13 protein-coding genes are annotated in these 13,321 nt (G+C 58.9%); 8 read left to right on the plus strand and 5 right to left on the minus strand.

Annotation, left to right across the window (positions count from 1 at the left end):
- The first annotated feature begins 17 nt into the window (after positions 1–17).
- Together BG455_RS08845 and pyrF are read left to right on the plus strand one after the other, a co-directional pair.
- Positions 18–1,664, plus strand: coding sequence for a peptidoglycan-binding domain-containing protein (locus BG455_RS08845; protein ID WP_071469628.1), 1,647 nt, complete (start codon positions 18–20; stop codon positions 1,662–1,664).
- A gap of 65 nt (positions 1,665–1,729) precedes the next feature.
- Positions 1,730–2,431 (plus strand): orotidine-5'-phosphate decarboxylase, encoded by a 702-nt coding sequence (gene pyrF / locus BG455_RS08850; RefSeq protein ID WP_071469629.1) that lies wholly within the window; start codon positions 1,730–1,732, stop codon positions 2,429–2,431.
- 9 nt (positions 2,432–2,440) lie between these two features.
- Here the strand turns inward: pyrF and BG455_RS08855 are convergent, their stop codons facing one another.
- Positions 2,441–3,262, minus strand: a complete 822-nt coding sequence (locus tag BG455_RS08855) for an ABC transporter permease (RefSeq protein ID WP_071469630.1) — start codon at positions 3,260–3,262, stop codon at positions 2,441–2,443.
- 137 nt (positions 3,263–3,399) lie between these two features.
- Here BG455_RS08855 and cysQ point away from each other — a divergent pair, with 137 nt between their 5' ends.
- From cysQ to BG455_RS08885, 6 genes are all read left to right on the plus strand, one after another.
- Positions 3,400–4,209 carry a 3'(2'),5'-bisphosphate nucleotidase CysQ gene (gene cysQ, locus BG455_RS08860; protein ID WP_071469631.1) on the plus strand — a complete coding sequence of 270 codons (810 nt, stop codon included), beginning with the start codon at positions 3,400–3,402 and terminating at the stop codon, positions 4,207–4,209.
- Between the two features lie 154 nt (positions 4,210–4,363).
- Positions 4,364–5,257, plus strand: coding sequence for a UTP--glucose-1-phosphate uridylyltransferase GalU (gene galU, locus BG455_RS08865; protein WP_071469632.1), 894 nt, complete (start codon positions 4,364–4,366; stop codon positions 5,255–5,257).
- A 149-nt stretch (positions 5,258–5,406) separates the two neighbouring features.
- Positions 5,407–6,387: a glycosyltransferase family 2 protein gene (locus tag BG455_RS08870; RefSeq protein WP_245735506.1), complete on the plus strand. Its 981-nt coding sequence runs from the start codon at positions 5,407–5,409 to the stop codon at positions 6,385–6,387.
- 210 nt (positions 6,388–6,597) lie between these two features.
- Complete coding sequence (locus BG455_RS08875; RefSeq protein ID WP_071469633.1) at positions 6,598–7,608, plus strand: glycosyltransferase family 2 protein; 1,011 nt, start codon at positions 6,598–6,600, stop codon at positions 7,606–7,608.
- On the plus strand, positions 7,605–9,269 hold the full coding sequence (locus BG455_RS08880; RefSeq protein WP_170124741.1) for a DUF5927 domain-containing protein: 1,665 nt from the start codon (positions 7,605–7,607) through the stop codon (positions 9,267–9,269). Before BG455_RS08875 ends, BG455_RS08880 begins: the two co-directional genes overlap by 4 nt.
- Before the next feature lie 11 nt (positions 9,270–9,280).
- Positions 9,281–10,723, plus strand: a complete 1,443-nt coding sequence (locus BG455_RS08885; RefSeq protein ID WP_084386221.1) for a hypothetical protein — start codon at positions 9,281–9,283, stop codon at positions 10,721–10,723.
- A 33-nt stretch (positions 10,724–10,756) separates the two neighbouring features.
- On the opposite strand, the gene BG455_RS08890 is transcribed toward BG455_RS08885, so the two are convergent.
- The 4 genes from BG455_RS08890 to BG455_RS08905 form a co-directional block, all read right to left on the minus strand.
- A complete protein-coding gene (locus BG455_RS08890; protein WP_071469635.1) occupies positions 10,757–11,221 on the minus strand; it encodes a PTS sugar transporter subunit IIA in 465 nt (154 codons plus the stop codon).
- Between the two features lie 82 nt (positions 11,222–11,303).
- Complete coding sequence (hpf, locus tag BG455_RS08895; RefSeq protein ID WP_071469750.1) at positions 11,304–11,870, minus strand: ribosome hibernation-promoting factor, HPF/YfiA family; 567 nt, start codon at positions 11,868–11,870, stop codon at positions 11,304–11,306.
- Between the two features lie 194 nt (positions 11,871–12,064).
- Positions 12,065–12,817: an LPS export ABC transporter ATP-binding protein gene (gene lptB, locus BG455_RS08900; RefSeq protein ID WP_071469636.1), complete on the minus strand. Its 753-nt coding sequence runs from the start codon at positions 12,815–12,817 to the stop codon at positions 12,065–12,067.
- Between the two features lie 4 nt (positions 12,818–12,821).
- Positions 12,822–13,316, minus strand: coding sequence for an LptA/OstA family protein (locus BG455_RS08905; protein WP_245735507.1), 495 nt, complete (start codon positions 13,314–13,316; stop codon positions 12,822–12,824).
- Positions 13,317–13,321 lie beyond the last annotated feature (5 nt).

The following is a 13,321-nucleotide window of genomic DNA, read 5'->3' on the forward strand; positions in this document are numbered from 1 at the left end:
TTGCGGGGGACATGACAATGCGTCGAATACTGCCAATCATTCTGCTGTGCCTTGGGGTGCAGGCGCAGGCGGCGAATGTCGCGCTTGTTGTGGCCAATCAAGAGTATGACACGCGCACCCCCGCGCGGGGGGCAGAGGCCGTGTCGGCGGCAAGTGCCGCGCTGGAGGATATGGGCTTTCATGTCTTTGCAGGCGAAGGGTTGAATGCCGAAGAGATGCGCGCCCAGCTTGCGGGCATGCATGAACGGATCATGCGCGAGGGGGCAGAGCGCGTGGTGGTCGTTCTGGCAGGGCATTTCGCGCAATCGCGCAGTGGTGGCTGGCTGGTAGGGCGTGACGCTGACGCGCCGGGGCTGGCGCTGGCCGATGGGCAAGGCCTGCGGCTGGATATCGTGCTGGAGATTGCGGCCCTTGCCACAGACGGGGCCGTGGTCTGGCTGGGAGAAAGCACCAGCACCACCGGCTTTGGCAGCGGGCTTGACGCGGGGCTGCCGCCGCGCCTGATGGCCCCCCAAGGTGTGGGGGTGGTGCGCGGGCGCGCCGATCAGGTGCTGGCCGGATTGCGCCAAAGCCTGCGCCCCGGCACAACGCTTGCATCTGTGGTTGACCGCAATCGCAACCTGACGGGCGAGGGGGCGATCCCGTCTTTGGTGCCCTTCCTGCCCGAAGGCTACGCGCCGTCGGCGCGCGCGGATCTTCGCGCCTTTGCCGCTGCGCAAGAGGCCGATACCGAAGACGCGTATCAAGCCTATCTCGATTCCTTCCCCAACGGGCAGAACGCACAAGGCGCGCGCGCCGCGCTGGAACGCATCCGCAATTCGCCCGAACGCATTGAACAGGCGCTGATGCTGACGCGCGATGAGCGGCGCGCCATTCAGAATGATCTGACAGTTCTGGGGTATGACACGCGCGGCGTGGATGGCATATTCGGGCCGGGCACGCGGGGGGCGATCACAACATGGCAGCGGCAGAATGATCTGTCCGAGACGGGCTATCTGACGCAAGACCAGATTTTCAACCTTGCAAGGCAGGGCGCGGACCGCGCCCAGGAGTTGGAAGCAGAAGAGCGCGCGCGCCGCGACGCCGAGGAACGCAGCGACCGTGATTTCTGGGCGGCAACAGGTGCGGCGGGCGATGAAGCGGGCCTGCGCCGGTATCTGGAACGCTACCCCGAAGGGATTTTCGCAGGTCTTGCCCAAGACCGGCTGGCCCAGTTCGAGGCCGAGGCGCGGGATGCGGCCCGCGCCCGCGATCTGGCTGCATGGCGGCGGGCGCGCAACGCGAATACCATCGCAGGCTATGAGGCATATCTTCAGGACTGGCCAGAGGGCGAGTTCGCCGAGAATGCCCGCAGCAGGGCGCGTGCGCTGCAACCTGAATCCGAAGACAGCACGCTGCCACCGGGGCTGGACCAATCGGCGCTGGCGCGCGCGCGTGCGGCAGAACAGCAGCTTGGGCTGGCAGGGCCGACACGCTTGCTGATCGAACAAAGGCTGGCGCGGCTGGGGCTGGACACTGGCCCAATTGATGGCGTGTTTGACGACCAGACCCGCATCGCCATCGGACAGGCGCAAGAGCGGTTCGATCTGCGCCCCACCGGCTATGTCAATCAGGATCTTCTGACCATGCTGGTCAGCAACCTGTTCCGGGAGTTCTTCGATTAGGGCGGTTGCGCGGCGGCCCGCTCTGGCCTATGCGCATGTCCGACCCATGAATAGCGGAGACTGTCATGCCCAAAGCCGATGACCGCCTGATTGTTGCCCTTGATGTGCCCAACGCGCTTGCGGGGCTGGAACTTGCGCGCCAGCTTGGCGAGGCTGTGTCTTTCTACAAGATCGGGCTGGGCATGTTGACAGGCGGCGGGCTGGCCTTGGCCAATGAGTTGAAACAGGAACATGGCAAGCGCATCTTTCTGGACATGAAATTCTTTGACATCGGGGCCACTGTCACGGCAGCTGTGCGCGGGATTGCGCAATATGATCTGGATTTCCTGACCGTGCATGGCGACCCGCATGTGGTGCGCGCCGCGCGCGACGGGGCAGGCGGGTCGGAGCTGAAAATTCTTGCCGTCACGGTGCTGACCTCGCTTGACCGGAATGATCTGGATGACGGAATGATGCGCGCGGGCGATCTGGCCGAACTGACGCTTGAACGCGCAGCGCGCGCCCTGGATGCCGGGGCTGACGGGGTTATCGCCAGCCCGCAGGAAGCGGCCGCCATTCGGGCGCTGCCACAGGCAGCGGGCAAACTGATCGTCACGCCCGGCGTGCGCCCCTTGGGCAGTGCCTCTGGCGACCAGAAACGCATCGCCACACCAGCGCATGCGCTTGCGTCTGGCGCAGATCATATAGTTGTGGGCCGCCCTGTCTGGCAAGCGCAAGACCCCCGCGCCGCAGCCCGTGCCATTGTTGAAGAAATCGCGGCGATTTGACCGCCCGCGTCAGTGTTTGGCGGACCAACTGAGGGATGCTTGTTTGCGGGTGTAGGATTCGATCATCATGCCGAAGAACAGAACCACAAGCCCGAAAAAAACCGGATATAGCGCAGATGTATGCATCGGGTTGTAATTGATGAATGCGAAACCGCGCGCCTGATCGATGGCATGGAACAGCGGGTTCCACATGAAGTAATGCAAATACGCCTCTGGCAGTGAATTGGCGAGGAAGAACTTGCCCGAGGCAACCATGTTCAGGCGCGCGAATAACTGCGTCAGCAATTTGCTGGCTTCGGGTGCCCATGGCCGCAGCGCATAAAGTGCAACGCCAATCGCAAGCCCTGCGAACCATACTGCCAGCAACATGCCAAAGGCGGCGGCGGGTTTGAATATCTCGATTGGGGTCCAGATGACGTGATACAAAAACAGGATCACCACGACAGACAACACCTGAATATACAATTCCGCCAGCGCCGCCCCCCCGATCGAGACGATGGAATTCATGGGCCGGTGTTTCATCATTGTGGATGTCGGCCCTTCGGCCGAGGCGACCGATGACAGCACTTTGATATGCACCATGAACAAGAACACACCGCTCATCAGGTAGATGAGTGTATCGCCCCGAATGGCCGCAGAACGCATACCGGCGAAGATGAAGATCACCATAAAGACAGCCACAAGCAGAACTGTCTGCGCGATATTCAGCATCAACCCGATGATGGCGTTGCCATGCGTTTTGCGCACATTGCGAATGGCCTGATTGAAAATCAGCTCGCATGTGGTGAAAAAAATGGTGAAAATCGAATCGCGCCGTGTGCTGCCGTGCATCAAGTGCCTTTCAACTTGTTGAACAGACGAAAGTGATTTATCCGCAAATTTCCGGCAGGCTATGTCAAAAATTCATCCAATTCAATTCAAGCCGCCGACCATGGGTCATATGCGGACACCAAAAAAAGGTCATCATTATGGCAGATGTCGATTTTGACGCAATAAACTTGGTTTTGCGCAGCCTTGCCTTGCAGGCCGGTGACAGAATCATGGAAATTTACGAGCAACCGGATTTCAACGTGCGGCTGAAAGCCGATACCAGCCCGCTGACCGAAGCAGACGAGGCGGCAGATGCGATCATCAGCGCGGGTCTGCGGGCCGCGTTTCCCGACATCGCCCTTGTGACCGAAGAACAGGTTGAAAGCCACAGCCTTGATGCCGCGCGGTTTTTCATCGTGGACCCGCTGGATGGAACCAAGGAATTTGTCCAGCGGCGTGGTGATTTCACTGTGAATATCGCGCTGGTTGAAGGCGGCGTACCTGTGCGCGGTGTGGTCTATGCCCCTGCAAAGCAGCGCATGTTCTATACCACTGCCGATGGCACCGCTGTCGAAGAACAAGGGCCGTTCAGCGTGGCCCAGACAGGCCAGATCCGCAATTTGCGCATGCGCAAGCCAGACCCCGAGGCGCTTGTCATCGTGGCCTCCAAATCGCACCGCGATCAGGCGACGGATGATTACATCAACCATTACCCTGTCTCGGAGTTGCGCTCTGCCGGATCGTCTTTGAAGTTTTGTCTGCTGGCGGCGGGCGAGGCCGATCTTTACCCGCGGCTTGGGCGCACAATGGAATGGGATACCGCCGCAGGCCATGCCATCTTGCAAGCCGCAGGCGGCGAGGTGCTTGATTTTCATACGCATCTGCCGCTGAATTACGGCAAATCAGGCTATGAAAACCCGTTCTTCATTGCGCGCCACCCCGATGTTGCGCTGGTGCAGCCTGCCTAAGCGCAGCTTGTGCGTTCCGGTTTGTTCCGCCCCAAATGTGGACAAATCTTCTTGAAAATGCCCATATTTGCGCATGATTAACCATAAACCTGCCCAAATTGACCTGTCTAAAGCATCATGACGATCTCGTCCTAAAAGACATTTGGAGTAAGCCATGAAGCGTAAAGTTACAAAAGCAGTTTTTCCTGTTGCAGGTATGGGAACGCGGTTTTTGCCCGCGACAAAATCAGTCCCAAAGGAAATCATGACGCTGGTCGATCGCCCGCTTATTCAATACGCCATTGATGAAGCGCGCGAAGCAGGGATCACCGAGTTTATTTTTGTAACCTCGCGCGGTAAGGGCGCGTTGGAAGATTATTTCGACCGGGCCCCCGAGCTGGAAGCCACACTCAGGGCCAAAGGCAAGACCGCATTGCTTGATACATTGAACGCGACCAACATGGATAGCGGCGCAATCGCCTATGTGCGCCAGCATCAGGCTTTGGGTTTGGGGCATGCGGTGTGGTGTGCGCGCCATCTGATTGGCGACGAACCTTTTGCCGTGCTGTTGCCGGATGACGTTATCGCAGCCGATACCCCGTGCCTGAAGCAGATGGTCGATGCCTATCAGGACACTGGCGGCAATATGATTGCGGCCATGGAAGTGGCCCCAGACAAGGCGTCAAGCTATGGAATTATGGATGTGCCGCCAACTTTGGGTCGGGTTTTGCCGATGCAAGGCATGGTTGAAAAGCCCCCTGCGGGAACGCAGCCGTCCAATTTGGCCGCGATCGGGCGCTATATCCTGTCGCCAGATGTGATGCGCCATCTTGATGAGGTGGAGCCGGGCGTGGGGGGCGAAATTCAACTGACAGATGCCATCGCCCGCGAGATTGCAGAGAAGCAGAATGTTTATGGCTTCCGCTTTGACGGGCAGCGCTATGATTGCGGCTCTAAGGCGGGTTTCTTGCAGGCCACGGTTGCCTTTGGTCTGGCGCGCTCGGAACTGTCCGAGGAGCTGTCGGAATTTCTGGTCGAGATGGTGGCCCAGCGGCGCGCGGCAGAATAGCGCAGCCCAATCAGGTTTTGCAAGAGCGTGCCGCGCGCGCGCTCTTGCTTTTCTGCGGGGTGGCAGGGCATTTTCAGGGCAGGGGGTGGCACAGGGCCGCGATGTTCACACCATTGCCACATATGACGAACCGTTGGTTCGAGTTTCGCATGCGCTGGAAGCGCAGGCGATTGCGGTTGCGCGCGATTGCCAAATCCCGCGAACTGACTTGTGTGCGGCGCGGCCAATGGGGCAAGCAGGATATCTTGCTGTTTTGTACCCTTCGCAACGAAGCCGAGCGTATAGACTGGTTTTTGCACCATTACCGCCGCCTTGGGGTGCAACATTTCATCTTTATCGACAATGGCAGCACTGACGGCACGCGCGAGACGATCCTCGCCCAGCCCGATACGACAGTGTACGCCACGCAAGCCAGCTACAAACACGCGCGTTTCGGGATGGATTGGGTCACATGGCTGATGCTGCGCCATGGCAACGGGCATTGGTGCGTTGTGGCCGATGCCGATGAATTGCTGATTTACCCGCATTGGCACAGCCGCCCCCTTTCAGCGCTGACCGGATGGCTGGAGGGGGAAAGGCAGGTCGCAATGCCTGCGATGATGCTGGAATTATACCCCAAAGGCCCTTTGGACGCAGCCACCTGCCTACCCGGCGCTGACCCGTGCGCAACGCTGAACTGGTTTGATGCGGCGAATTATACGATCACCCACAAGCCGCTGCTGGATTGCCTGCTGATACAGGGTGGCCCGCGGGCGCGCTGTTTCTTTACCGACAGCCCCAACCGCGCACCAACGCTGACAAAACTGCCCCTGATCAAATGGAGCTGGCATAATGCTTGGGTCAATTCCACCCATTCAATCCTGCCGCGCGCATTGAACCGCAGCTTTGCAACCTGTGGCGGGGAACAGATTTCGGGTGTGTTGCTGCACACGAAATTCATGGCAACCGTGGTCGAGAAATCCCGCATCGAAAAGGCGCGCGCCCAGCATTTCGGCAATGCCCCCGTCTTCGACCAGTATTATGATGCAGTGGCCCGCGCACCTGATCTTTGGTGCCCGACATCTACGCGGCTTGAAGGTTGGCAACAGTTGGAGGAACTTGGCCTGATCTCTCGCGGGGGGTGGGCATGAATGCGGGGGGCCAAGTTATTGACACTGTCGGAAAACTGGCCGCAGAAGGCTATGCAAGCAGGTTTGAAATGACTAAACAGAAGTAAATTCAAAGAAAGCTTTGGAGAAAGCTGTCGGTCTTTCGACAGAATTTGAATCGGATAAGAATTTAGAGGCATATGCGCTTGCGCCGGTTTTTGGCAAAATGCGCAGACAAGGGTTTTCGAGACTATGGGAGTGCTTGGTCAACTTCGATTGCGCGCAGAGCGGCAGGCGAAACTGCTGCGCTGCCTTCGCAAAAGCGCAAGTCTGACCGCGCGGATGAACCGCACAGATGCCATTCGACACGGCGATATTCTGGCCTTTGTGACGCTGCGCAACGAAGTGCTGCGACTGCCCTATTTTCTGGACTATTACCGCGCACAGGGCGTGCGTCATTTTCTGATGGTCGATAACGGATCGACCGACGGGACCACGCAATATCTGGAAGCGCAGCGCGACGTGTCGCTTTGGGTGACCCATGACAGCTACAAGGGTGCAGGCTATGGCGTGGACTGGCTGAACCATCTGTTATGGCGCTATGGGGCAGGGCATTGGGTGCTGGTGCTGGATGTAGATGAATTTCTGGTCTACCCGTTTTGCGACACGCGGCCCTTGCGCGCGCTGACAGACTGGCTGGATTCGCAGGGGCGGCGGTCTTTCGGGGCTATGCTGCTGGATATGTACCCCAAGGGGCCAATCGCGGCGCAGCCCTACCAGTCGGGGCAAAACCCGTTCGAGATTGCGCGCTGGTTCGATTCCGGCAATTTCAGCATGCGGCGCAACCGCAAATACAACAATCTGTGGATTCAGGGCGGCGTGCGCCAGCGCGTGATCATGGCGCAAACCCCCGCGAAAGCGCCGGCATTGAACAAGACGCCGCTTGTGCTTTGGTCGCGCCAATATGCCTATGTCAGTTCAACCCATATGCTGCTGCCACGCGGCCTGAACAAAGTGTATGACGATGCCGGAGGCGAGTTTGCCTCGGGGGTTTTGCTGCATGCCAAATTCCTGAACACAATCCTTGAAAAAGCCGAGGAAGAGTTGCAGCGCCGCGAACATTACGCGGGCAGCCGCGAATATATGGCCTATCAGGACAGTTTGCAGCAATCGCAGGATTTATGGTGCGACTGGTCAACCGAATACATCAACTGGCGTCAGCTGGAAATTCTGGGGCTGATGTCGAAAGGGGATTGGGCATGACTATGGCCAGCGCGCCTTTGGGGGTTGTGATGCTGTGTCATACAGCACTGAACCGCGCGGCACAGGTGGCCCGTTTCTGGCTGGATGCGGGCTGTCCGGTTGTGATTCATGTGGACCGCGCTGTTTCTGCGCCCGCGTTGCAGGGGTTGCAGGCCGATATTGGCCCCCATCCCCTGCTGCGCTTCAGTCCGCGCCACAGGTGCGAATGGGGGTCGTGGCAGATTGTGGCAGCCACTCAGGATGCGTCCGCGGTGTTGCTGGACTCATTTCCAGAAGTGAACCATGTGCTGCTGACCTCTGGCGCGTGCCTGCCCTTGCGCCCAGTGGCCGAGATGGTCGCATATGTGCAGCAAAACCCGCAGGTTGATTTCATCGAATCCGTCTCGGTCGAGCATGCGACATGGATTATGGGGGGGCTGTCGGAGGAACGCTTTACGCTGCATTTCCCCTTTAACTGGCGTCGCCAGAGGGCATTGTTCGACTGGTTTGTAGAGGTGCAGCGCAAGCTGAACATCCGCCGCGAAATTCCGCGCCCGCTGCGCCCGCATATGGGGTCGCAATGGTGGTGCCTGACCCGCGCCACCTTATCGGCCATGCTGGGTGACCCCAAGCGCAAGCGGTACGAGCGGTATTTCCGCCGCAACTGGATTCCCGATGAATCCTATTTCCAGACATTGGCGCGCCTGCATTCCGCGCAGATTCAAAGCCGGTCACTGACGCTGGTTAAATTTGACCGCAATGGCCGCCCCAATCTGTTTTATGATGATCATCTGCAATTGCTGCGCCGGTCCGATTGCTTCATGGCACGCAAAATCTGGCCCGATGCTGCGCGGCTTTATGATTTTTTCCTGTCCGATCTGGCGCAGAAAACCCCGCCATTGCCCCCCGAACCCGCAAAAATCGACCGCTATTTTGAACTGGCCGAACAGCAGCGCCGCGAGGGGCGCGCGGGCTTGTATATGCAAAGCCGCATTCCCAAAGAAGACAGCGCTTCGGCCAAGACCGCAGGGCCATATGCGGTGTTTTCGGGCTTTGACCATATGTTTGAAAATTTCGACTATTGGTTGGGGCAAGTGTCGGGCACGCGCGCGCATGGCCATTTGTTCGCGCCGCAGATTGTGCAGTTTCATGGGGGGGCCAAGGTCTGGCATGGCGCACTCAGCAATTCGGCTGCGATCCGCGATTATAACCCGCGCATGTTCCTGACCAACCTTCTCTGGGCCACGCGGGGCGAGCGGCAGTGTTTCGCCTATGGCCCCGAAGACAATATGGATCACGAGGTCAACTGGTTCATGGCCACCGACCCAAATGCCGAGATCAACATTATTCGCGGGGCGTGGCTGCTGCCTTTGTGGCGTCATGGCGCTGTCACGCAAGAGGTGATTGCACAGATCGGCGTTTTGCAAAAACGCGAGCAGGACTGGCTGACAGTCCTGCAATCGCGCTGGGGCTTGGCAAAGCTGCGTGTCTGGTCTGTGGCCGATATTGTGCAAAACCCCCAAGATACCGTGTTCGAGGCGGTGCGCGACAGCGCCAGCGCACCCGCCCTGCAAGCCCACGGCCTGCCGCCGCTAAAACCGTTGGACGGGTTTGACCAATTCCTCGCGCAGCTGCGCGACCAAGGATTGCCCACACAAGTATTGAAAGATTTGCAGGTCTGACACCTGACCAGATGAGAAAGCGCCCCATGCCCATAGCACAGCACTTCCGCTATTTCGTTGTTCTTGCAGAGATGCGCACAGGCTCGAACCTGCTGGAATCCTGCCTGAATGAATTTGAAGGACTGGCCTGCCATGGCGAGGTGTATAACCCCCATTTCATTGGCTACCCGAAAACCGAAACCCTGTTCGGGTTTGACGCAACCATGCGCGATTCTGACCCGCTGGCTGTCCTGTCTTGCTTTGCGCAGCAGCCGATGCTGTCGGGGTTTCGCTATTTCCACGACCATGACCCGCGGGTTCTGGACAGTTTTATGCACGACAGGGATTGCGCCAAGATCATCCTGACGCGCAACCCGCTTGAATCCTATGTCTCGCTGAAAATCGCGCAATCGACGCAGCAATGGCGGCTGGGCGATGTCAGCCAGCGCAAGGCTGCGAAAGTTGTCTTTGACCCTGCCGGGTTTGAGGGGCATGTCAGCACCTTGCAGGATTTCCAATGCAAGGTGCAGCACCTGTTGCAGACCACAGGGCAGACGGCATTTTATATCTCATACGAGGATATCAAAAATCTGGATGTCCTGAATGGTCTGGCGCAGTGGCTTGGGCTTGACGAAAAGATCGAGGCCCTTCCGCGCAAGCTGAAACGCCAGAACCCTGAAACTCTGGAAGAAAAACTTGTCAATCCGGAAGCTGTTACAGACGGAATCGCGCGGCTGGACCGCTTTAACCTGAACCGCAGCCCCAGTTTTGAACCGCCCCATCCGCCGATCTTGTGGGCTTATCGGGCCTGCCGGACGCAGCCCCTGGTTTATGCGCCCCTTCCCGGTTGTTCCGAGCGTGCGTTGCTGCGCTGGATGGAACAGGTCGATGGGGCAGGGGCCGGGGGGGTGCTGTCTGATTTCACGCGCAAAACGTGGCGCGACTGGCAGCGCGCAAACCCGCGCCGCATGGCGTTTACAGTGCTGCGCCACCCTTTGAAACGCGCGCATGAGGTGTTTGTGGATCAGGTTTTGCTGGGCAACCGTGTCAATGTCCGCGCCTTCATCGAACGCGTGCGTGGGCTGAAGTTGCCACAGGACAAGGGTGAGCTTGCGCAGTTTGGCACCGAACAGCACAAAAGCGGGTTTCTGGGGTTCCTGCAATTTGTGCAGGCCAATCTGAACGGGCAGACAGCCGTGCAAACGCGCGCGATCTGGGCCAGCCAGTCGCGCCTGATTGAAGGCATTGTATCACAATGCCCCTTGCACCGTCTGATCCGTGAAGAACACCTGAGTAACGAATTGCCAGCATTGGGCGCAGCCCTTGGCTGCACCCTGCCTGCATTTACGCCTGCGCGCGCAGATTCGCCATTGGAGCTGGCGGCGATTTATGACGGTTCCGTGGAAGCGGCCGGCCGCGCGGCCTATGGGCGCGATTACGAGATGCTGGGGTTTCAGGATTACGGCAGCCTGTAGCGCGCGCCTGCTACAGCAAAGACGCGGCCTGCATCATGCGGCCTTGCTGGATTCAATACTGCTCAGGATGGCGTGAATCTTGGCAGGGTCTTCATTGGCGCGCAGCTTTTCGCAGGTCTGCGCGTTGCGCAAGGTGCGCGAGATGAAAGCGAGCGCCTTGAGATGCTCGACACCGGCATCGCGGGGGGCAAATAGGGCAAAGACCAGATCAACCGGCGCTTTGTCCACCGATCCGTAATCCAGAGGCTTTTCCAGCCGGAAGAACACGCCCAGAACCTTGTCGATTCCGTCAACCCGCGCATGCGGCACGGCCACGCCGTGCCCCACCCCTGTCGGGCCAAGGCTTTCGCGTTCCTGCAAGGCGCTGATCACGCTTTCTGTATCCAGCCCGTATACAGATTGCGCAACTTCGGCGATGCTTTGAAACAGCCGCTTTTTGCTTGTCGCAGAAGACACAAAGCGCACAGCTTTGGGGTTGAGAAGCGTCGACATCGCCATGGCAGGACGTCTCCCGAATGATTAAAAAACGAAAACCACCCGCGGGTTTTGCGCCCGAGGGTGGTGCCAGTAGGGGTTGGGTTTATTGCGGGTCGACCCAGCCAATATTGCCGTCATCGCGCCGGTAAACAACATTCAGGCCACCATGGCGTTCATTGCGGAACACCAGAACAGGGGCATGAGAGAGTTCCATCTGCATAACGGCTTCTCCTGCTGAGAGAGAGGGAATGCGTGTTTCCATCTCGGCGATGATGATTGGCTGCAACGAGTCAGGCTCGTCCGCGGGTTCGGTCTTGTCTGAGGCCAGGATATAAGACGAAGCGTCAGCAAACTCAACCGGAGTTGCGCGGTCGCGGTGATGGTCTTTCAGGCGGCGCTTGTAGCGGCGCAACTGTTTGTCCAGCTTCTCGCGGCAGGATTCGAATGCGGCATATATTTCAGTGGCCTGTGCTTTTGCCGCCGCAGTCAGGCCGGTGGACAAATGCAGGGTCGCTTCGCAGACATGGTTATGGGCATCGCGCGAGAAGACGACGACCGCTTCGGTCGGGCGCTGCTGGTATTTCTCAACCAATTCGCCGAATTCTGACTTTACATGGGTTTGTAACGCCTCTCCAATATCGATATGTCTGCCACTGATCTGATAACGCATGCGCTTCTCCTCGCTGTTTTGGCAGGGCACAACACGCCCTGCCTGTAATTTTTGCGCTGCTTGCCCCGCTTGTTTGCACCGATTCAAAAGTCACTCAACATGTGTCGGGGCGTGCCTCCTTGGTACAGTTGGCAACGGATTGCAGGGGGTTGTCAATGGTTTCTCGTGGCGGATTTTCGCCGCGCGCCTCTGCCTTAGTCCAGCCTGAAATCGGCACCCAAATAGACGCGGCGCACGTCAGAATCAGCGACAACTTCGGCGGGCGTTCCGGTTTTCAGCACCCGCCCGTCATGCAGGATATAGGCGCGGTCCACGATAGCAAGCGTTTCGCGCACATTGTGATCCGTGATCAGAACGCCCAAGCCCCGCGTTTTCAGATCGCCCACAAGGGCGCGAATCTCGCCCACGGCAATCGGGTCCACACCTGCAAAAGGTTCATCCAGCAACACATAGCGGGGGTTGGCGGCAAGGGCGCGCGCAATCTCGACGCGTCTGCGCTCGCCCCCCGACAGGGCCATGGCGGGCTGGTCGCGCAAATGCTCGATCGAGAATTCCTGCAAAAGCTGCCGAAGCCTGTGGTCGCGCTGCGTGCGGTCGCGCTCGGCCAGTTCCAGCACCGCCATGATGTTTTGCGCAACACTCAGCCCCCGAAAGATCGACATTTCCTGCGGCAGATACCCCAACCCCATCCGCGCGCGCTGATACAGCGGCAGTCCGGTCGCTTCGGCCCCGTCAATGCTGACAGTGCCCCCCTCGTGGCGCACAATGCCTGCAATGCAATAGAAACAAGTGGTCTTGCCGCAGCCATTCGGGCCAAGCAGGGCCACAACCTCGCCCGGATGCAAATTTAGCGAGACGTCACGGATGATGACCCGCTTGCCATAGCGCTTTTGCAATGCGCTCACCTGTAGCGCCTGTGTGGCGCGGACTGCTTCGGGTGTTGGCATCGGGTCAGGGGGTGGTTTGGATGATTGTACGAACATTGCCTTCCATGCGCCCTTGTCCTGTGCGCAGATTGACGTTCAGCCTGTCGCCCGACAGTACATTCGGCCCTTGCGTCAGGATGACAGCGCCCTGCATTGTCACTGTCCCTGCCGCGACTTCATAGACGGCGCTTTGTGCCTCGGCTGCTTCCTCGGCTGTGACAAGGGTCACACCGCCCGATGCCTCCAGCCGTTGAATGCGCCCGCCATCGCCAGTGGCATAGATGATGCGGATCACCTCTGCCGCGATGCGCATATCGCCTTGTCCCAGCACGGCATTGCCTGAAAAGACAGTCTCTCCGGTGGTGTTGTTCACCCGCAGGTCATCCGAGCGGATTTCCACCGGCAACCCGCGCACAGCATCCAGCCCCGAGAAATTCAGGCCGGTGCCTTGCGCAGAAAGCGATTGTGCGCTGACGATCATCAGCGCCGCCGCAAACCGGATCATCCTTGCTGGTCGCACGCCAC

The sequence above is a fragment of the Roseinatronobacter thiooxidans genome (genome assembly GCF_001870675.1).
Classification (GTDB): Bacteria; Pseudomonadota; Alphaproteobacteria; order Rhodobacterales; family Rhodobacteraceae; genus Roseinatronobacter; species Roseinatronobacter thiooxidans.